At 63.6% G+C, this 19,189-nt stretch carries 19 protein-coding genes and 2 pseudogenes; 8 read left to right on the plus strand and 13 right to left on the minus strand.

The features are described from left to right. Window positions 1–155, plus strand: a pseudogene (locus MRBLAR12_RS12420) (DNA polymerase V subunit UmuC); the annotation flags it as partial. Between the two features lie 354 nt (window positions 156–509). Further along, window positions 510–1,808: a LacI family DNA-binding transcriptional regulator gene (locus tag MRBLAR12_RS12425; RefSeq protein WP_364746404.1), complete on the plus strand. Its 1,299-nt coding sequence runs from the start codon at window positions 510–512 to the stop codon at window positions 1,806–1,808. Here the strand turns inward: MRBLAR12_RS12425 and MRBLAR12_RS12430 are convergent. Together MRBLAR12_RS12430 and MRBLAR12_RS12435 are read right to left on the minus strand one after the other, a co-directional pair. After that, window positions 1,769–2,584, minus strand: a complete 816-nt coding sequence (locus tag MRBLAR12_RS12430; protein WP_229995469.1) for an SDR family NAD(P)-dependent oxidoreductase — start codon at window positions 2,582–2,584, stop codon at window positions 1,769–1,771. The genes MRBLAR12_RS12425 and MRBLAR12_RS12430 overlap by 40 nt on opposite strands. Further along, on the minus strand, window positions 2,581–3,444 hold the full coding sequence (locus MRBLAR12_RS12435) for a sugar phosphate isomerase/epimerase family protein (RefSeq protein WP_229995468.1): 864 nt from the start codon (window positions 3,442–3,444) through the stop codon (window positions 2,581–2,583). Before MRBLAR12_RS12435 ends, MRBLAR12_RS12430 begins: the two co-directional genes overlap by 4 nt. 149 nt (window positions 3,445–3,593) lie before the next feature. Between MRBLAR12_RS12435 and MRBLAR12_RS12440 the strand changes: the two genes are divergently transcribed. The 3 genes from MRBLAR12_RS12440 (at window position 3,594) to MRBLAR12_RS12450 (ending at window position 7,439) form a co-directional block, all read left to right on the plus strand. After that, on the plus strand, window positions 3,594–4,934 hold the full coding sequence (locus MRBLAR12_RS12440) for an MFS transporter (protein ID WP_229995467.1): 1,341 nt from the start codon (window positions 3,594–3,596) through the stop codon (window positions 4,932–4,934). 147 nt (window positions 4,935–5,081) lie between these two features. Further along, entirely contained in the window at window positions 5,082–6,902 is a 1,821-nt protein-coding gene (locus tag MRBLAR12_RS12445; RefSeq protein ID WP_364746407.1) for an FAD-dependent oxidoreductase, read from the plus strand. Between the two features lie 210 nt (window positions 6,903–7,112). Further along, window positions 7,113–7,439, plus strand: a complete 327-nt coding sequence (locus MRBLAR12_RS12450; protein ID WP_229995465.1) for a hypothetical protein — start codon at window positions 7,113–7,115, stop codon at window positions 7,437–7,439. 242 nt (window positions 7,440–7,681) lie between these two features. On the opposite strand, the gene MRBLAR12_RS12455 is transcribed toward MRBLAR12_RS12450, so the two are convergent. Continuing rightward, window positions 7,682–8,230 (minus strand): recombinase family protein, encoded by a 549-nt coding sequence (locus MRBLAR12_RS12455; protein WP_364746409.1) that lies wholly within the window; start codon window positions 8,228–8,230, stop codon window positions 7,682–7,684. A 619-nt stretch (window positions 8,231–8,849) separates the two neighbouring features. Between MRBLAR12_RS12455 and MRBLAR12_RS12460 the strand changes: the two genes are divergently transcribed. Together MRBLAR12_RS12460 and MRBLAR12_RS12465 are read left to right on the plus strand one after the other, a co-directional pair. Further along, window positions 8,850–9,098: a cold-shock protein gene (locus tag MRBLAR12_RS12460; protein ID WP_364746411.1), complete on the plus strand. Its 249-nt coding sequence runs from the start codon at window positions 8,850–8,852 to the stop codon at window positions 9,096–9,098. Between the two features lie 493 nt (window positions 9,099–9,591). Then, the gene (locus MRBLAR12_RS12465) at window positions 9,592–10,278 is read left to right on the plus strand and encodes a hypothetical protein (protein ID WP_364746413.1); all 687 of its coding nucleotides are present in this window, start codon (window positions 9,592–9,594) and stop codon (window positions 10,276–10,278) included. A 205-nt stretch (window positions 10,279–10,483) separates the two neighbouring features. On the opposite strand, the gene MRBLAR12_RS12470 is transcribed toward MRBLAR12_RS12465, so the two are convergent. From MRBLAR12_RS12470 to MRBLAR12_RS12520, 10 genes and pseudogenes are all read right to left on the minus strand, one after another. Continuing rightward, window positions 10,484–11,095, minus strand: a complete 612-nt coding sequence (locus MRBLAR12_RS12470) for a recombinase family protein (protein WP_364746415.1) — start codon at window positions 11,093–11,095, stop codon at window positions 10,484–10,486. A 101-nt stretch (window positions 11,096–11,196) separates the two neighbouring features. Then, complete coding sequence (locus MRBLAR12_RS12475) at window positions 11,197–11,841, minus strand: hypothetical protein (protein ID WP_364746417.1); 645 nt, start codon at window positions 11,839–11,841, stop codon at window positions 11,197–11,199. Between the two features lie 31 nt (window positions 11,842–11,872). Beyond that, window positions 11,873–12,049: a TniQ family protein gene (locus MRBLAR12_RS12480; protein WP_364746451.1), complete on the minus strand. Its 177-nt coding sequence runs from the start codon at window positions 12,047–12,049 to the stop codon at window positions 11,873–11,875. Continuing rightward, the gene (locus MRBLAR12_RS12485; protein ID WP_364746419.1) at window positions 12,049–12,957 is read right to left on the minus strand and encodes a TniB family NTP-binding protein; all 909 of its coding nucleotides are present in this window, start codon (window positions 12,955–12,957) and stop codon (window positions 12,049–12,051) included. The genes MRBLAR12_RS12480 and MRBLAR12_RS12485 overlap by 1 nt, the downstream gene beginning before the upstream one ends. 2 nt (window positions 12,958–12,959) lie before the next feature. Further along, window positions 12,960–14,626 (minus strand): annotated as a pseudogene (locus tag MRBLAR12_RS12490) (Mu transposase C-terminal domain-containing protein). 357 nt (window positions 14,627–14,983) lie between these two features. After that, window positions 14,984–15,601, minus strand: a complete 618-nt coding sequence (locus MRBLAR12_RS12495; RefSeq protein WP_364746421.1) for a DinB family protein — start codon at window positions 15,599–15,601, stop codon at window positions 14,984–14,986. A gap of 143 nt (window positions 15,602–15,744) precedes the next feature. After that, window positions 15,745–16,113: a VOC family protein gene (locus MRBLAR12_RS12500; protein WP_090582409.1), complete on the minus strand. Its 369-nt coding sequence runs from the start codon at window positions 16,111–16,113 to the stop codon at window positions 15,745–15,747. Between the two features lie 78 nt (window positions 16,114–16,191). Then, window positions 16,192–16,698, minus strand: a complete 507-nt coding sequence (locus tag MRBLAR12_RS12505; protein WP_364746423.1) for a MepB family protein — start codon at window positions 16,696–16,698, stop codon at window positions 16,192–16,194. A gap of 116 nt (window positions 16,699–16,814) precedes the next feature. Then, window positions 16,815–17,003 carry a hypothetical protein gene (locus MRBLAR12_RS12510; protein ID WP_414645509.1) on the minus strand — a complete coding sequence of 63 codons (189 nt, stop codon included), beginning with the start codon at window positions 17,001–17,003 and terminating at the stop codon, window positions 16,815–16,817. A gap of 409 nt (window positions 17,004–17,412) precedes the next feature. After that, entirely contained in the window at window positions 17,413–17,844 is a 432-nt protein-coding gene (locus tag MRBLAR12_RS12520; RefSeq protein WP_028275243.1) for a YybH family protein, read from the minus strand. 218 nt (window positions 17,845–18,062) lie between these two features. Here MRBLAR12_RS12520 and MRBLAR12_RS12525 point away from each other — a divergent pair, with 218 nt between their 5' ends. Further along, window positions 18,063–18,806, plus strand: a complete 744-nt coding sequence (locus MRBLAR12_RS12525) for an alpha/beta fold hydrolase (RefSeq protein WP_364746425.1) — start codon at window positions 18,063–18,065, stop codon at window positions 18,804–18,806. The last annotated feature ends 383 nt before the right edge of the window (window positions 18,807–19,189 follow it).

Below are 19,189 nucleotides of genomic sequence, written 5' to 3' on the forward strand. Positions count from 1 at the left end.
CCGTGGCCGCCGCAGACAGGGAATCACTGATGCGCCGCCTGTCCGTGATTGAGATCTGGGGTGTCGCCACGCGGCTGACCAAACGGCTCAACGCCCTGGGCATCCAGTCCATCCTGGATCTGTCCCGCGCCGATCCCGTCATGATCCGGGACCGCAGGAGACAGCTCGGGTCTGGCCCGGACGAGGTGCAGTGGGTGGCGGAAGGACCTGCCTGACCAGGCCGTATCGGCGGAGACTTCCACTGCGACAGGTTCGACCAGTGTCAGCGTTACCGGTTCCTTGTCGCGGTTGAACCGGTCCCGGGTGGTGCCTTGCACGGTCGTGGGCCAGGGGTGGGCGCCGCGGGGAGGTTGCAGCCACCGCTCCAGTTCCCGCGCGGCTGCCGTCTTCAAAGGTGTGGACCTGCCCACGATCCGCAGCTCCCCGTCCAGGACCAGCCCGGCCACGACCTCCCGGGGTTCGGTGATCGGCCCGATGACTGCCTCGCAGATGATTTCCACGGTTTCGCGGTGCTTGAGTTTCAGCCAGGAACGGGCACCTGGGGTGTAGGGCTGGTCGTTGCCTTTGATCTTCCCTGTCAAGTTCAGCGTGTTGATGTGGGGGGCCGGTTTTTTGGCCTACTGTTCAGGATTTCGTGCGACGGTCTGACCCTGAACCGACGGGGGCCTCCGTTGCACCGAAGCTTTGTCGACGCCGCGGCCGCTGCGGACTTTGACCTGTTGGGACAGGTTCTGCCGGCGGGCGCGCTGTGGGTGAAATACGATTGGGCCATGGTTACCAGTGTTGATGTGGCCCGGCATCTTGGATTGTCGCAGTCGACGGTTTCACGTGCTTTGCGGGGGGATCCGGCTGTCGCGCCTTCTACCAAGGAGCGGGTTTTGTCCGGGGCGCGGGAACTTGGCTATGTACCGGATGCAGCGGCTCGCATGATGGTTACCCGGCGGACGCATGCGGTGGGCATTGTGGTCGCGGATCTGACGAGCCCGATCTACCCGGTCATTGTGGAGTCGTTGCAGAATCGGCTGCTGGAGCGTGGTTACCGGATGGTCCTGATTAGGGATCCGGATATTTCGCCGGATCCTGAGGCCGTTGATGTGCTCGATCGTGCGACGGTTGACGGGATGATCTTCGTGTCGGCGAGGGAGGGGTCCGCCGCGGTCCGGCGGGTCCTTGACCGTGGCACTCCGGTGGTGCTGTTGAGCCGTGATGATGTCAGCGTCGATGTCGAAGCCGTACTCGCAGACGACAGGGGCGCCGGTGAGCTGGTGATTTCCCATCTGCAGGGCCTGGGGCACACGAGAATCGGCGTGCTGTCGACTTTGCGGGACCGGTCCAATGGCCGTGACCGCGAGGACGGTGTCCGCGCTGCGATGGAGCGCCGCGGGATCCCGGTACGCGAGGACTGGATTCAGCACCTCCGCTTGACGCACGAGGACGGGGTGCGGGCGGCCCTGGAGATGCTTGATCGCCAGGACAGGCCGACGGCGTTGTTTTGCGTGACGGATGCTTTTGCGTTTGCTGCCATGGACGCCGCAGCCCAACTGGGGATAAGTGTCCCAAATGAGCTGTCGATTGTGGGATTTGATGATTCCGGGCCATCCCGCTGGGCTTTTGTGAACCTGACCACCGTGCACCAGCCCATTGCGGAGATGTCGTACGAGGCGGTCGACCGCCTGGCCGGGAGAATCGAGGGCGAGCCTCCCAGCCAGGCACGGAAGCCCGTATTTCCGGTCAGGCTGGAAATACGGGGGACGACGGCGCCGCCTCCTCAGGCGGTATTGCGGCCGCCGCTCAGGTCAAGCGTCTGACCGGTCATATAGCTCGCTTCCGCGGAGAGCAACCACGTGGCCAGGGCGGAGAATTCCTCCGGGAGTCCGACCCTGCCCATGGGTACCTTGGCGAGCAGCTGGGCGTTCCTTTCAGGGCTGAGGTCCTCAAGGAGCCGGGTCTTCATCATGGACGGTGCGATGGAGTTGACCGTGACGCCATAGGGCGCGACTTCTTTCGCTGCCGTTTTGACCAGGGCCACGAGCCCGGCCTTGGAGGCCGAGTAGGCGGCCTGGTGCGGGTTCCCTTCGCGGGCGGAAATGGATGACAGGATGGCCACCCGGCCGTATCCCTGCTGTGTGAGGACCGGGAGGATGCTCGCCAGGCCGTGCAGGCAGCCGTCCAGGTTCACGCTCAGGGTTTTGGCCCATCCGTCGGCGGGCATTTCGGTCACGGGAGCTTCGGGACCCTGGATTCCGTGGGCGAACAGCGCCCCGTCGATCCGACCGTACCGCTGCAGTACTGTCTGGACGGTGCGGTCCCAATCAGCCCTTCTGGTGACGTTCAGGGCCATGCAGTTTGTGGGGCTGCTTCCGTCGCCCAGCCCGCCATCGGCGACATCGGTGCAGACGACAGTGGCGCCTTCGCGTGCGAGCCGGTCCGCGGTGTCGGATCCGAGCCCGCCGGCGGCGCCGGTGACCAGGATGACCTGATCCCGGAAACGGCCGGGCCAATAGATCTCGGCGCTGGCGGTTCGGGGCCGCGGGGGGCTGCCTGCGGCTGCCCCCGGTGTTGTGATTTCGGTGACTTCGCTCATGGTGTTGTCTCCATTTCAGTTTTCAGGAGTGAGCCGATCAGATTCTCGGCTGCGGTGTGGATGTGATTGAGGTGTGCGGCTGTGCCGAGGGCCTCGACGGCCCAGACGTCAGGGACTTCGACGCTGACCGGCGCGTCGGGAAGGGCCGCCAGGATTTCCCGAAGCGGGAAGACCCCCTCCCCGGGGGCCAGCCTTTTCGCACGCGACTCGATCTGCCGCGCGGATCCGTTCACATCCTGTCCCAGCGGCATGCGGTGCGGGACGGGCAGTGCCGGGGTTTCGGCCGGGCCGTCACAGAGCTGGATGACGGTCACCGCCCCTGCCGGCAGGGCTATCAGCTCTGCGATGAGGCCGCCTGCGCGCACGAAATGGAGCGCGTCCAGCATGATTCCGCAGCCTGTCTGCCCGACCAGCAGGCCGGCGGCCGGGATGGAGTCAAGGGGCTGATACGAGATCGGTTCAATGGACGGGCGGATGCCGTACTTCGTGGCATCCTCAACCAGCGCCGCAAGGCTGTCCGTCAACCGGGCGCGGTCCGGATCGCCGCCGATGACGTTGAGCACAGAAGCGCCGAGGGCTGCGCCGGCCTCCAGTACCGGTTCCCATTCCTTGCGTCCGCGGTGTCCGTCCAGGGTAAATACTTCAATGTCGCGGACTGAGAGGCCCGTGGCCGCCAGTCGTTCAATGGTCTGCACCGACATGAACGAACCGGCAGCCATGGGGTACTGGGTTTCACTCCGGGTTGCCGGGTGAACCCGGATCCCGACAGAGGTAAAGCCCGCAGCTGCCGCTGCGTCCACCAGCTCCGGCGGACTAAAATGCAGCGCTGACAAGTGCGCCAGCCCGATCGTTCTGTTCATAACTTCCATCCTGCTCTGGGTGTTTGACTGTTATTAAGCGATGCGCGTATGATCTAAATCACTAAATGACTACGTAGTCATTAAAGCACTCAATCCGCTCGCCCGCAAAGGTGCAGCCGAGCAAACAAGAAAGGTTGCGGTGAACCGCAATGCCTAGTTCCCACACTTCGAGCACCGGGGGTACCGCCATGGGCGCCCTGAACCATCCTCCCGTCGTCATCAGTGCCACGTCTGGACGGCGGGCAGCGCTGGCCAGCACTGTTGGCGCCGTCGTGGACTGGTACGACTTCTTCCTCTACGGCACTGCTGCCGCCGTTGTGTTCGGGCCGTTGTTCTTCCCATCGGACAACCAGGTCGCCGGGCTGCTGGCCTCCATGGGTTCGTTCGCCGTCGGCTTCCTGTTCCGCCCGCTCGGCGGGGCCATCTTCGGCCACTTCGGCGATAAGTACGGCCGCCGCACCATGCTCTTCATCACCGTCATCATGATGGGACTGGCCAGCACGGCCATCGGGTTACTCCCCAGCTACGCCGCGATCGGCGTCGCCGCACCGATCCTGCTCGTGACCCTGCGGGCCATCCAAGGCATCGCCGTCGGCGGGGAATGGGGCGGCGCGGCCCTGATGGCAGTGGAAAACGCGCCGGCAGGCCGGCGCAACTTCCTCGCCACCGGCGTGCAGATCGGATCATTCGTCGGACTGCTCCTCGGCACCGCAGCGTTCGCCCTGGTCACCGCACTGACCACGGCCGAACAGTTCCTCGCCTGGGGCTGGCGCCTGCCGTTCCTGATCAGCATCCTCTTCGCCCTTGTCGGACTCTGGATCCGGGCCGGCGTGCCCGAGTCAGCAGAGTTCACCGCCGTCAAGGAAGAACACAAGGACGCCCGTGCACCGTTGGCTGAAGCGCTGCGGACCAGCCCCAAGCAGATCCTGGCCGTGATCGGCATGCGGATGGTGGACCAGAGCACCTTCTACATGGGCTTCACCTTCTCCCTGGCCTACGTCAAAAACTTCACCGACACCCCTACCTCCACCGTCCTGACCGCCTCGATGGTCGCCATGGTCCTCGCCATCCCCTTCCTGGCACTCTGGGGACGCCTCGCGGACAAGTACGGCCGGAAATGGTTCTACATCATCGGCCCCCTCGCCGCGGCCCTTGCAGCAGCACCATTCTTCGCAGCGCTGGAAAGCGGCGAACTGATCCCGATGATCCTGGGCTTCTGCGCCCTGATCAACCTCGGACACAACATCTCCACCTGCGTCCAGCAGACCTGGTTCACCGACATGTTCGACGTCCGGATCCGCTACAGCGGCGCAGGATTCGCCTACGCACTCGCCGGAGCCGTGGGCGGCTTCATCCCCCTGATCGCCACCGCCCTCATGGCCAGCAGCGGCAGCTGGGCCCCCGCCGCGGCGCTCCTCGCCGGGCTTTGCCTGATAGCCCTGGTCTCCAGCCTTTGGTCCTACAAGTGGGCCAACAAGGAACACCGCTAAAGACAAGAAGCAGGACGCAACCAAACCAACGGTGACGCGAAGACGAGTGCGCGGCAACCGGCAACCGAGACGCCAGTTGCCGCGCATTCACCCCCTGCACACAAAACACAGACCACAGATACAGCCAACAATTAAGGCCAGCGCCGAGTGAAGACCACCAAATCTGATGACCTGACCACATCCCCCGCCAAAGCCCTGGACTGCGACGTCCTCGTCATCGGCTCCGGCGCGGGCGGGCTTTCCGCTGCCGTAACAGCCGCCTACCACGGCCTGAAAGTCATCGTCGTGGAAAAAGCCGAGGTCTGCGGCGGCGCCACGTCCTGGTCCGGAGGCTGGGCCTGGACCCCGGGTAACCCGCTGGCCAAAGCCGCCGGCGTCAACGAGGACCCCGAACTCTTCCGCACCTACCTGCGCCACCGACTCGGCGCGAACTACCGTGAGGACAAGGTCGAGGCGTTCCTTGAGGCCGTCCCGCACATGGTCGGTTTCTTCCAGGACAAGACCAGCCTGCAGTTCGTTCCCGGAGCCAAGATCAAGGACATCTACGGCAGCACACCGGGCGCCGGCACCGGGCACCGCTCCGTCGGCCCCAAACCCTTCAACGCCCGCAAAATCAAACCAGAACTGCGCGCCATAATGCGCCACCAGCTCTACGAAACATCATTCCTGGGCATGGGCATCATGGCCGGGCCGGACCTTACCAAGTTCCTCTCCGCCTCCCAAGGAAACCTCCAGGGCCTGTTCCACGCAGCCTGGCGGGTGGGCTTCCACCTGTTGGACCTGATCATTCACCGCCGGAACATGCAGCTGGTCAACGGCACCGCCCTCACCGGCCGGCTCATGAAATCAGCCGACGACCTCGGCGTCGACATCCGCGTCTCCACCCCCGCCAAGCGCTTGCTCACCGACGGGACCGGCACGGTGACCGGCGCCGTCGTGGATTCACCCTCCGGCAGCTACACTATCAACGCTTCCCGCGGCGTCGTTCTGGCCACCGGCGGGTTCCCCAACGACGTTGCCCGCCGCAAGGCGCTTTTCCCCAAGACCCCCACGGGCCGCGAGCACTGGACACTCGCACCCAAGGAAACCACCGGGGACGGCATTACCATTGCCCAGGCCGTGGGTGCCCGCTTCGACACCGATGCGGCGTCTCCGGCAGCCTGGTGCCCGGTCTCCCTGGTCCCATACCGGAACGGACGCACCGGTACGTTCCCGCACATCATGGATCGCGCCAAACCCGGCAGCATCGGGGTGCGCCGGGACGGCAAGCGCTTCGTTAACGAGGCCAACGGCTACTACGACTATGTGGAAGGAATGCTGAAGGCGACCCCCGAGGGTGAATCGGTCGAGGCTTGGCAGATTGCCGACGCCGAGTACGTGCGCAAGTTCCCGCTGGGGATGGCCAAACCGCTGCCCGTCCCGCTCTTCCCCTACCTCCGCTCCGGCTACCTCAAAAAAGGCAACACCATCGAAGAACTCGCCGCAGCCTGCGGCATCGACCCCGATGCTCTGGTCAAGACCGTGGCCGAGTTCAACGAGAACGCCCGCAGGGGGGTGGATCCGGACTTTGACCGCGGCGCCAGCGAATTCAACCGCTACGGCGGAGACCCGAAGAACACCCCGAACCCGTCCTTGCGCCCATTGGAAAAGGGGCCGTTCTACGCCGTCAAAATCGTCCCTGGCTCCTTCGGCACCTTCGCAGGCCTCGCAGCCGATGCGCGCGCACGGGTCCTGGACACGAACGGGCACCCCATCAAGGGCCTATACGTCGCCGGTAATGACCAGGCCTCAGTCATGGGCGGACAATACCCCGCCGGGGGCATCAACCTCGGCCCCGCCCTGACCTTCGGATACATCGCCGGACGCGACCTCGCAGGAGCCACACACTACGAAGACGACGGCACCCCAGCCACCGAAACAATGACCGGGAACGATGACGCCCCGGACGCACGAAGTCGTCGCCGATGACGTACATACCGGAACCCGAAACCAGTCCCTGGAAGGATTCAGACTGTCAAGAATCGCGACCCCAACGCTTCTTAAGGAAGGGGCCCTGGGTCGAGCTTTGTGGATGGATATCGCGAGCCAAGGGCCCAAGGGGGGCGGCCCCCGCCCCCTGACCACACCAGCAGCACCCGCGGCAGGAAGCCCCAGCGAGAAATGTAGAAAGTGAAACCCGTGGAGAAGAAGAAATCCCGCTACCCGAGCGACGGCTTCGCGCCTCAAGACTGGACGGGCCTCCTGCCAGGACAACACGTGTGGGTCCGGCCCAACGACGGTGCGACCTTCGCAGCCGTCATTGAAACGAAGACCAGTAATTCCAGCGCAGTGTGGATTCTACGTGATGACAGCTTGCAGACCCGGCAGGTTTTCGGGCATACCGAGGGCATCCACGTAGTGCCGATCGAACAAGCTGCCGATCTGGCAGACCAGACGAGCGAGGCCCCCGGAAGGAACCCAGGCACCAAAATCTACCCCGGGTTCGGTACACATAAGATTGAATGAAGCTGCGCGACTCGACGAAAGACTGACCGAGGCCACAGCCAGTCTTATCAACACCGTCGCCGTCAAAAGTGCGGGCATCCTTGACCCCGAAACCCGAATCCACAGAATGCCGCGTAGTCTGGTCGTCCGTTAAGTTAGCCCAAAAGTACCGCCATAATGATCCGTCACACGTGCAACTTCCGGTACGGCGGCGGACCGCGTGGATGTCACCGCCGGGTTGTCGGGACCGCTCTCCGTGTTGCCTATATAAGGTATCGGTACACCGTGGCGCGGGAGACTCCGAGCATCCTGCCGATGTCGGAGGCACTGATTCCTTTGCCTTTGAGTTCTTTAGCTCGGGCAGCAGCAGCGTCGTCCACCTTGCGGGGCCTTCCGCCGTGGCGGTTGTTGGCCGCGGCCGCAGCGAGGCCAGCCTTGGTGCGTTCGATCATCGTGTCGCGCTCCAGCTGAGCAAACGCGGCCATGATCGTCAGCATGGCGGTGCCCATGGGTCCGGTTGTGTCCAGCCCTTCGGTCAGGGACCGGAAACCTGCTCCCCGCTCCCTGATGTCCTCAACAAGATCAAGAACGTGCCGGGTGTTGCGGCCCAAGCGGTCAAGCTTCCACACGGTGAGTACGTCGCCGGCCTCCAGCCGGTCCAGAGCCCTGGACAGCCGAGGGCGTTCCGTCGTGGACCCGCTGACTCCATCGTCGGCAAATATCCTGGCTGCGCCGGCGGCCTTGAGTGCTGTGAGCTGCAGATCGAGGTTCTGTTCCGTGGTGGAAACCCTCGCGTAGCCGATCACGGCCATCGCCGCCTCCAGATTCTCTTTATCCCGACCAATTCTCAGTTATGAGACTACCTGTTCTTGGACGGCATTTCGAGACGGGCAGCGTCCGTCTCGCGGCGGGGATTTTTGTCAGTTTTCGAAGTCGTCTGCACGGAATGTCCACACTCGTCTGCACGACTCACTACACGTCCGTATGGGGAACCCTGACCGGTCATTTCGTCGTACTCGGGAGGTCGGCTTTTCTGAATCTAGTGCAGTCCATTGCAGCGGGATTATGCTTCGGCAATGGGACACAACAGCGATCCGGCGGTGCCGAACTGGACGTTTTGGCTGTGGGTGGCTGCTGCAGCCATCCCAGTCGGATTGGGCGTCACATGGATAGTTAGAAACTTCAGCCCGATAGCTCCAGATGCCTTGGCTATCCCGGCCGCGTGTGCCGTCGTCTTCGTGATGGCAGTAGCCGTATCGTCCCGCAGAAGCGAACGTAGGTTGAGCGATAGCTCCCATTCCACTCCTGTCGAGTCGGGGCACGAGTAGGCAGTCCGAAGGCCGTTGATCGTGTCCGTTTAGGAAACCCTGACGGGGGCGGAAAATGGCTGACCGTCCCTCCTAATGGGCGCAAAGTAGCCAATGGCATGAGGTGGCTATCATCGGTGACATGTATGAACCTTGGAGCAAGGGAACCGTGAAGACCTGGCACCGTGAAGAAGGGTGGGGATCCATCGAAGTTGAAGGCGTGGCTGCTGAATGCTTCGCCCATTTTTCTTGCATCATCCAGAGGACGAATGAGTTTCTTGAGCTTGTCCCAGGCGAAGCCGTAAGGCTCACCTGGCACGAGGCACAGCAGGATGAATTCTCCATCGTTGCCGACCGTGTGGAGCGTTCCTAGCAGGAGCCTCGGCGGCACGGTCCGCTAGGGGATCCTTTACCGGACGCTATCAATCGGCCGGACCTTGCCCAGTCGACTAATGTCCCCATCGACTTCTACGCTCGGGCCGTGGAGACTTGGCCACGAGCGGGGATCGCGGAATCGACGCTCTTCTGATGGCCGAGCAAGTTGGGGACCAGTGGCTAGGTTTTGGGACAAGAAAACGCCGACTGTTACGTTCATCCTGTTCGGGATCGTGGATGTCGGCGTTTTTATTGCTGCAGATCACAGCCGATTTGGCTACTGGCCACCCGCAATCTTGCTGGTAGCAATCCTCCTGACGGCCATCAACAACCTAAGGATCGACCGCGCGGAACGTGAAGGACACTTGCACCAGCCTCCTTCATCGACCTCGGGGTGATCGGTCGTGACGTCCAGTGAAGGATCCTCCAACGGTCGCTGTTCTCTTCTACAGATATATGCTCCCGATCACGTGCTGGTTCATACTCGTGGCATGAGAGTGACTGGAATTCTCCCCGAAGACGCGCCCGACCCCCGTGTCGAGCAGGCTGAGCGCCTGAAACTCATGCCCATCCCGGTGATGGGACTGGTGTCCCAGCCCTCGCTGGAGGACACGGATACCGTCGGTCTGGGATACAGCCAGGACGCTCGTGGATACAGTGAAATGACAGCGAGTGTCACCTATACACTCTGGCGAAACCCGATTGACCGCTCAGACCCAGTAAATCTCGCCGACCTCAACCAGCAGGCGCGCAGGGCGATCGAGGATGTTCCGCCATGGCCGCGACCCGCGTGGCTGGTCGAGCAGGTGAAGCGAATGCGATACCCGCAGCTGTGGGAGGCCGTGCGAACTACCTGGCACCGTGACCAATCCCAGCGTACTTCGGTCCGCAGCGTGCTGGTCGACCACGTCAACTACATCCTCATGAACCAGTACCGCCAGGAGCTCGGACTAAGCGACAACCCCTGGGACCAACCCGAACCCGCAGTGACGGACCGGATGGTCAACGGTCAGGTCAGTGTCTTCGTCAATGGAGTCGAGGTACCCGGCGCTGAGGTCGACACGGACCCGTTTGTATACGGCATCGGCGCGGAACTAGCAGACGGTGGCGTCGTGACCGCCGTGCTTCCACGCGCCGAGCTCAAGCGCATTCAGGTCCAGTTCACGACTCGGGGGTAACGACCACATTCGCGCCCGTATGCCGGTCCCCCACCGGTCGCACACACCCCTGAACTGCATGATTGCGAGCTGGAGTCCATCGGCGCCCCGCAACCCCCGTCCGGTGAAGCGAACGGTGACGGGGCGTGAAAGGGAACGCCGGCGAGGCCGGATGCGCTGGCCAGGGCGGTGGTGCCGGCCGCTGCTGGTACGGGCGGGTCTACTGCTATCGCGAGAGTAGTTTCTCACCGTCGGGCCGCAGCTCCCCTGTGGGTGAGACGTGCCGGTAGAGCGTCTGTCGGGTAATCCCGAGTTCGGTGCAGAGGTCGCTGACTTTGGTTCCGGGCTTGCCCATGGACGCCATGGCGAGCCGGATTTTCGCCGGGGTCATCTTGTAGGGGCGTCCGCCGTTGCGGCCGCGGGCGCGGGCGGCGGCGAGCCCCGCTGTCGTGCGTTCGGAGATGAGTTCGCGCTCGAACTCGGCGAGGGCAGCGAAGATTCCGAAAACAAGCTTTCCGGAGGCGGTGGTGGTGTCGATGGCGGCGCCCTGCCCGGTGAGGACTTTCAGCCCGATTCCGCGTTCGGTGAGGTCGTGGACGATGTTGACCAGGTGCCGCAGGTCCCGGCCGAGCCGGTCGAGCTTCCAGACCATGAGGGTGTCGCCGTGGCGTAGAGCTTTGAGGCAGGCAGCCAGCTGGGGCCGGTCGTCCTTTTTCCCGGAGGCACGGTCTTCATAGAGGGATTCCGCGCCGATGCCGGCGGCCAGGAGCGCGTCGCGCTGCAGGTCCGTGGTTTGGGAGCCGTCCGCCTTGGAGACACGCATATATCCGACCAGCACGGAAGTTCTCCTTCGTCATTTATACGTTCGTTTAAGTGACAGTGTGATTCCGGATCCGGCTGGAATCAGAAGGTGTCACTTAACTCGTGTTTTATTCTAAGTCATGCAAAGGGTGGCTGATCTTCTGTTTGTGACAGAAAGTCGAGGGGTATCTGAAGTTCGGCGAACGTCTGCCGAAGGCGTCGGACGGAGTCTTCATTCCGGCATCCATACAGTGCGAAGCTGTAAAACTGTTGGGCGGCTGCGGGGTCCTCTTTGGCTGCGGCAACGATTTCCTCCAGCGCAGCGAACGCCTGCTCCCACACATCGCCCGGCGCTGGTTCCGTCCGGTGGCTGGCAGTTGCTGTCCGTTTGGCGGCCGTTGCGGTCGGTCGGTTGGGTGGGGTTCCGTCGTCGATCCTGCTGGCGGGCTCGGGCAGCAGGAGGTCTGCCGAGGTGCCGAATGCGCTGAGTGTGCCGGCTTCGATGAGTTCCATGGTGGCGGCGGCGGCTTCGAGCAGTTGCTTTTGCTTCTCCCAGTGCAGGTTCTCGAACGGGCGCCAAGCATGCATGCCTGCCCGAAACGGGTGATCGCAGTACTCCCAGACATGGCGGACCTCTGCCAACTGCCGCCCGTATCGTCCTTGGGCGGTTGAGAGCTCGTCCAGTATTGTGCGCAGGAGCCGGAACCAGATGCCTGCGTGAACGCGGCGGCGGGGCAGCTCTACTGATCCTGTCGTTAGTGCCTGCCAGGTACGCCGGTCCATGAGTGTGACTGCGCCCCGGGTCGAGGGCGGGTCAGAGGTCCGGTGGGTTCTCGTCGAGTTGCCGGTCCTGGATTCTTCCGTGGCCCAGCCCGTGTTCCAGGAGCGCGGAGGTGTCCATCCGGTAGGTGCCGGCCAGCCGGTTCAGCCAGGAGGACAGCGCCTCGGCCTCTGCGGGGGCCGGGTGCAGGGGCCAGCGCGGCGGGGGCATCACATCAGTTCGCGTTCGAACTTACGGCGCCGGGCAGCGGGACCGTCGTAGCTTGCCAGGGTCAGCGTCCGGTGGTTGATGGATTCCTCGCCGCTGTCTACGGCCGCCACGGCTGCCTCGGTCAGCAGCATGGTCAGTTCACCGATGGTCCCTTCGCTGCGGGTGAGCAGGTAACGGGCCATATCCTCGGTGGCCAGATCCGAGCGCTGGCGTAGCGGGAAGGATGACGCGAAGCTGGCGAGCAGGGACAACAGGTCGGTGTTGACCTCCCATAAGGGCAGGGTCATGGGCTCAAACCTGTTTTCGAGCTGGTCATCGGAGCGGATGGCCAGGTACGCCTCCCGGGTTCCGACCCCTACCAGGGGGATCCGCAGTTCGTTTCCCAGGAAGCGCAGCAGGTTCAGGAACTCCCTGCGGCCGCTCTCCCGCCCTGCCAACACGTTATGCAGTTCGTCAATCACCAGAATCCGCACCCCGACCTCGCGCAGCAGGAACACGGCTAACCGTTCGAGTTCGGCCAGCCGCTGGCGCGGTCGGACGGGAGCCCCCGTTGCCGCCAATAACGCGGCGTAGAAGCGCGCGACGGAGGGATCGGAGGGCATCTGCACGCTGAGCACCGGGATCTGCTCCCGGTCGGGTCCGGGAACTAATGGATGCCGGCGCCGGAATTTTTCGATGATCATCGTCTTGCCGTTGTTAGTCGGCCCGACCAGCAGCAGGTTGGGCATGCGCTGCCTGACCGGCCACTCGTACAGGGTCTGGAGCCGGGCGAGGGCTTCCTGGGCGCGGGGGTAGCCGATCCACCGGTCTGCCCGGATCCGCTGGGTCCGTTCCGGCCCCGGCAACCGCGCTATTTCCCGTGCGGAGTCCTGGAGATGGGACAGGTCCTCCAAAGGATATTCATCCACAGCTACCACTCCTCGATGTCATCAAACGGCGCGGCCGGCGGAGAATCGCCGGCCGTTCCGTCCGGCGGCGGTTTCAAAACATTGAGAGTGTGCCCGGATTTCAGCTGGCTCCGGCGCTCCCGATCCCTGCGCGACCGCCGGGTATCGCGCTGCGCGGTGCTGGCGATCTCGCGCATCTGTCCGATCATGCGGAACAGCTCCTGCTCGTTGACCTGCGCACGCCCCTGCTCGAGCAGCCGCGCTACAGCCTGGCGGTGTTCCCACAGCGTCACGGCAGGATTCGACAGGGTCCGGTACGGGACTTCAACGTAGTTGTTGCCCTCCGGGTCCAGCACCCAGATCCTGCTGATGTCACGAGGATCCCGACGGAGAACAAACCGTTCCAACCGGTCCCGCCTGGCGATCCAGGGCTTGAGCACGTTGGCGAAGTAGTGCACGTGATCGATGACGAAACCGGTGCGTCCGAGCTTGCGGCGGAGCACCGGCAGGAAGTCCACCAGAAACGCCGTGGGGCTGGTGACCACCGGCGGTTTCCCGGATTCGGTGATGCCCTGATCCCAGCGCGCCGCAGGTGTCTGGGCCAGTCCGCCATGGATGCTGCCGTGATAGGAAACCACAGCCAGGGTCAGCCAACGCTCCAGCTCATTCAACGTCAATGCGGCAGTCATCTCCGAATCATAGGTTCGACGTTCCACGGGATTGGAGAACGTCGTCCCCGGGAGTTCATGGATCTGCGCCATCACCGTGCCGATCACCCGCTCCACAATGCCGCCGTAGTGCGGCCGCCCCAGGGGTCGGTAGTCCAGTCGTATACCGTGCTGTTCGCAGCCGCGGCGCAGGGCCTCACTCTTGAATTCGGCCGCGTTGTCCAGGTACAGTCGCCGCGGTTTGCCGCTCATCGGCCAGTCCCCTCCTATCCCCAAGCCCTCCAGCCACGGACGCTTGTCGCTGCACACGTGGGCAAGGCAGAGCCCGACGGAAACTGCCGATGGGGGCTCAAGAGTGACCACCATGCCGACCAGCCAGCGGCTGTAAACGTCGATGGCCGCGGTCAGATACGGGCGGCCGACTGGTTGTCGATCGCGCTCGTCCACGATGATCAGATCAATCATGGTGTGATCGATCTGGACCTGTTCCAACGGGGCGGAGATTTCCGGAACGATACCTCCGGCCGCCTGCAGCGGACGGGCGGCGTCCGCGCCTTCCCGGCGGCGGGCGACGGTCGCTGGATGCAATTCAGCGACGCGGCGGGCAACAGTGCTGCGCGACGGGGCAGGCAATCCCTCCTCCGTGCACGCGCGGACGATGTCGCGGTGAACCACCGCCAGGGAAAGCTTCTGCCGCTTCAGATAGCGTTTGCGGATCAGCCCGTCGATCACCGCTTCCACCGGTGGGGTCAGCCGGCCGCCTCCGCGGCCGCCGCCCGATCGGCCAGGAACCAGATCTGTGACTCTGCCGGTGCCACGCCTGTACCGGTCGATCAGCACGTAAACCTGCCGCCGCGACACACCCAGCAGCGCGGCAGCATCATTGACTGCCCCCCCCGCCCGACAACATCCAACGCAGCCAAGGGAGCAATCACCCCAGCCTGTCGCACTGCCTCATCCCACTCCGAATCGGACATGGCCACCAGGCCACGCTCAACGATCCGCGGTTCCTCGTCAGTCATGCCGGCAACGACGGTGCGGGCGCCTCAAAGCCATAGTTAAAGGTAGTCCAGACGGCTTTGAGACAGGATGCCTTTTGTGCAGGCGGGTTTGAACAGACGCGTGTTCAAACCCGCCTGCACAACCCCCGGGATACCGCGGATGCCAGTGCAGACGACTTCGAAAAACGACATGCGGCACGTTTCCTGGGCACGGTGATCGACCGGCTTGCGGGCACTATGCACCGATGCGGACGTAATCCTCTTTATCATCTCGTGCACGAGATGACGTTAAATTCTCTATGACGCGGGACACATTCATGGAATTGCCGACTTCGTAGAGACTCCGTCGGCTGAGCTGTCCGCGGTGCGCGCTCGTCGCTACTGAGCGTGGTGAACGTAGAGGTCGCGGAGCAGCGCGATCTCGGCTCCGTGGTGCAGGATCTCCTGGTTCTCCCACCACACGATCGTCGGAAAGGTCTCCTCGGCATCGCTGCCGTATGGGTAGCTGCTTAGCCCGGTCCGGTCATAGTCGGACTCATCGACACTGAGTAGTACCCGGCGCCAGTCGGCTGCGGCCTGACGGAACCTCTCGATAGCGCCGGCTGCATCTGGTCGTGATTCGTACGTCGCTCGATCGAACGTTCGGTCGCCCCCGAGGTGGTTGGATCGGCCCAACATCGTTTCGGAGATGTGGTCAAGCCGCCAGGCGATCGTCGTGAGGGGCGGAGGCCACGGACTTTCGGGGGCGCCGTCTCGCCCCCACTCACCCGCGCCGATGAGCTTGATGGCGCCCGGTCCGGGCCCATCGGCGCGCCTCCGTACAGACCAACACGCGTCGACCGGTTCCCAGAGGTACTCGGCGTCCGTCAGTACCGGTACGTCGACGTCGCTGTCATCACCCGAGTTGCTGGTGGGCCCGGCGAGGCGAGTGAGAAGTCGTTCCGTCGCCCAGTCGTACTGCTCGAGCAGGGGCTTGAGGCGCTCGTTGGTCATCATGGCATGTAGCCTATACTCCACGAGATGCCGTTAGGCGCCTACGCACGGTCGATGTTCGTACTTCGGGGCATCCGCTGGCTGTCCACGACCAAGTGCCCGCCAAGGGATCCGCTGACGGGCGCCGCCGTGGTCTGTCCGAACTTTCAACTGTCGGTACTGGCCTTCTTTCGGGCTCCCAGAACGCAGAACTCGTTGCCTTCTGGATCCTCAAGTACAGTCCACGGCCGCTCGCCTTGACCAACATCGACCCTGCGGGCACCCAGAGCGACCATCCGCTCGACCTCGGCCGCTGGATCGTCCGGCCGAAAATCGAGGTGAAGACGATTCTTTGTTACCTTCGAATCTGCCACCGGCACGAAGACCAACCCTGGCAACCGGTCCGGTGCAGAACGAATTTCGAACTCATCGTCAGCTTCCAAAGTCACGACCCAACCCAAAGCTTTGGCCCACCAAAGTCCAAGCTCGGCCGGTCGTGCCGAATCGACAATTACTTGTTCCCATTCAAGACTCATGCGTTCCACTCTACTGAGCCGGACCCCTGCCCGGTGAAGAATCCCTGCGGTCACCAGGGCGTCCGCTGAACCACCGGCTTACGGGCGCCGTTGAAGGGCACGATCGTTTTCAGTTACGGTCCGCGACGCGTTACTCGGAGAAAGCTCGGAGAACGCAGCCCCCTGCGCGCGCTGAGTGCGTGACGCTTGAGGATTCAGGTCGGTGCACCATGCGGGATAGACGCGGAAACCGCGCTTGCCAGGATGCAGCTCGGAGCTGACGCATCCGAGCGAGATCAGGTGCGCCGTGGTGAATTGGAAGACCCCGAACCGTTCCTGCTCCTCTGCGAAGACGAGCAGTCCAGACATCGACTCGTCAGCCGTGAAGGGCCTGGTCGATCCGCCTTCGTCGCGCTTCCAGACCGCGACGAAGGCGCCCGGCTTCGTCGGTGTGATCCGGGCGGTGCGGATTCGCCACTGCTCCTTCCCGATGCGTGCAACCCCAGATTCGTAGTCGCTGTTCTGTTCTTCAACCTGGATGACAGGCTGTGCATCGGCAGGAGCAGGCGCAAGATCGATGAAGCGTTTGAATGCGTGGAAATTCACTCTCAAACTGTAATCGCTCAAGAATCCGGGCCTGAAACCTGTCCGGTTGACGATCCTTTACCGGACACCACCTGAACCGTAATCAAACCGAAGCCCGGCATGCTCAACCGGTGCTCCTATTCCGGGTAAGGGTCTGCCCCGGCAACCTGGGATCGGGCCGGTTCCGCGGTGGCATAAAGGGCGTTGAGCTGGCGGTAGAGCGTTCGGGCGATGTAGCGCTTGAGGGATCTGCGGATTTCGCGGTAGCTGCGGCCTTCTTGGGTGCGTTTGGTGACGTAGTCCCGTGTTCCGGGGTCGTGGGCCATCCGGGTCCGGGCTCTCCCCCCGTCTTGGCTCCGGCCATCTCGGCGGCGACGGTTCCCTCGTACCCGCTGGCCGTTTCGGGGTCATGGGTGATGGCGTGGACGGTGAAGTGCTGCCAGCCCTTGGGCGGCTGCTTCTTCGCCAGCAGCGACTTCACGAATTCACGGCGGACCACAGTAGCTTCTCTGCACTTTTCAACCTCGGCCGGCTGGAGTAGCAACATTGCTACCGCAGCGTCATTCGAATCGGGCGGCGGCCGACCGGAGGTTCGGCTGATCCGCTCTGCGACCATGACGATGATTCCCTCCGGGCCGCGGACGCAGCAGAGCGGATCCGTCCCAGTTCCTTAGACGTGGAACACGAGTGGCGGGACGCCGACCGGACCTGTCCGGTGCGGCACGGATCCCGGACCTAAACCTGGACGATGGACTCGATTGGCCGCGGGGAAGTGATCGGATCTGCGTGACGATGGAGAACTTTCCACTGTCCGTCCTCCAGGCGGAAAATCGTCGTCACGCGAAGAGAAATCGGGGATACTTCATCGGATCCGCCAACCTTGGCCCGGGCACGTTCAATTTCGACAGTGTATGCGAGTTCCGTCCCGACGTACCCCGAGATTCGCTCGAAGTTGATGGGCTCGCCCTCCCTCAGTTGAGAAACCGCCCGCTCCATCGTCTGCTCAACTGCACTCCAGCCCCGAGCCGGCAGGCCGAGCGGATTGGCCAGTGAGACGTCGTCCCGCCTCGAAAACAGCTTCTTCTGCAGCTCCGGGTCTCCCCTGACGAACGCATCGAGCGCTCGGTGGTACTGCTCAACCACACGATCCAGATCGGACCCCGACATTGGTTCCTCCAGCCTCGCTTCTGCGCCGGCGCGGCGCGCCAGGCCCTGTATTCGGCCATCGTGGCACCGTTCACGAATGATGTCTACGTACGATTTCCTGGCGCCGAGACCGATCAGGAATGCAGAAGCGCTGGCACAGGCCGCGCCTACGAAGCTAGCGACAACTCCGCACAGCAACCACGCCAGCCCACGTTGAAGTGACAGGTCATGGGACGCCGGTGCTTCTGGTCCCCGGCGCTGGAGGCGACGCCCGGCAATACGCCGAACTGGCCCAGGTGTTGGCCCAAAACCACGCAGTCATCGCCTATGACCGTCGGAACAACGGACGCAGTTCACAGCAACCGGACTGGGCGGAAACGTCAGTGGACCAGCATGCCGGCGACGTTGTTGCCCTGTTGGAAACGCTCGGGACCGTGCCATGCGTCATGTTCGGCAACAGCACCGGGGCGTTGATAGCGCTGGCCGCTGCCCTGAAGGCCCCCGGGCGTTTTACCGGAGCCGTGCTGCACGAGCCGGCGCTGCTGGGCGTTCTGTCCAATCCCGACGACGCAATGGCCACCGTGCAGCCGGTGATTGCGGCAGGCGTGGAGGCCGGCGGACTTGCCGGCGGTGCCGAGGCCTTCGTCCAGTTCGCGGCAGGAGATGCCGCCCCGTTGTTGCCGCCAGAGTTTCTCGACGGACTCCGGACAAACGCCAGGGTCCTGCTGGAAGCGGAGTTCGGAGCATTCGCGTCCTGGCGGCCCGAGCCGGTGGCATTGTCAGGAATGAGCGTGCCGCTGGCCGTACTCAGTGCCGAGCAGACAGCGCCATTCTTCGTGGAGGCCGCCGAGTGGGTAGCTTCCCATGCGGGAGTCAACCGCCGGACGGTAACGGGCGGCCACATGGGCTTCCTCAACCACGCCGGGGAACTGGCTAAGGACATCGACGCGATGTTTAGGCAGTCCGCAAATGCGGCCGGTTAAAGGGGGTCCGGGGTACCGTCCTGAATCAAACTGCCATACTCACCAAAATCAGGATTTGACGCCTATAGAAGCATCATGGGCGCGCACGCCTTGGGGGCAGCCGCGTATGCCGCGAAAGCGGCCGGACTGGCGGCGCCTATCGGCCCAAGACGGTCGACGACGAGGTCCACTGGCAACTAGAGCACATGAGTGCCGAAGCCCGGTCCGCGCTTCGGCGCTTGCCACCGCTGGGGGGAAATTCCGCCGGTCCGCTGGGTCAGGACTTCTCGCGTCCGGAATCCTCGCCTCGATCATCCCCGCGCTCCAGGCCGACTTGGGTCGCCCTGACCAGCCTGCCTCCTCCAGCTGAATCTGCCGCCCGCAAGCCGGTCCCCCACCGCGAC

The organism is Arthrobacter sp. LAR12-1-1.1 (assembly GCF_040676555.1).
Classification (GTDB): domain Bacteria; phylum Actinomycetota; class Actinomycetes; order Actinomycetales; family Micrococcaceae; genus Arthrobacter.

Coding starts and splice junctions, on each gene's coding strand:
- MRBLAR12_RS12520 (WP_028275243.1), bottom strand. CDS start 17,844: ATGTCGGGGTCCGATCTGGATCGTGTGGTTGAGCAGTACCACCGAGCG.
- MRBLAR12_RS12510 (WP_414645509.1), bottom strand. CDS start 17,003: ATGGCCCACGACCCCGGAACACGGGACTACGTCACCAAACGCACCCAA.
- MRBLAR12_RS12435 (WP_229995468.1), bottom strand. CDS start 3,444: ATGAACAGAACGATCGGGCTGGCGCACTTGTCAGCGCTGCATTTTAGT.
- MRBLAR12_RS12475 (WP_364746417.1), bottom strand. CDS start 11,841: ATGGACCGGCGTACCTGGCAGGCACTAACGACAGGATCAGTAGAGCTG.
- MRBLAR12_RS12430 (WP_229995469.1), bottom strand. CDS start 2,584: ATGAGCGAAGTCACCGAAATCACAACACCGGGGGCAGCCGCAGGCAGC.
- MRBLAR12_RS12440 (WP_229995467.1), top strand. CDS start 3,594: ATGCCTAGTTCCCACACTTCGAGCACCGGGGGTACCGCCATGGGCGCC.
- MRBLAR12_RS12495 (WP_364746421.1), bottom strand. CDS start 15,601: ATGATGACCAACGAGCGCCTCAAGCCCCTGCTCGAGCAGTACGACTGG.
- MRBLAR12_RS12455 (WP_364746409.1), bottom strand. CDS start 8,230: ATGGCCGTGATCGGCTACGCGAGGGTTTCCACCACGGAACAGAACCTC.
- MRBLAR12_RS12500 (WP_090582409.1), bottom strand. CDS start 16,113: ATGAGTCTTGAATGGGAACAAGTAATTGTCGATTCGGCACGACCGGCC.
- MRBLAR12_RS12465 (WP_364746413.1), top strand. CDS start 9,592: ATGAGAGTGACTGGAATTCTCCCCGAAGACGCGCCCGACCCCCGTGTC.
- MRBLAR12_RS12480 (WP_364746451.1), bottom strand. CDS start 12,049: ATGCCCCCGCCGCGCTGGCCCCTGCACCCGGCCCCCGCAGAGGCCGAG.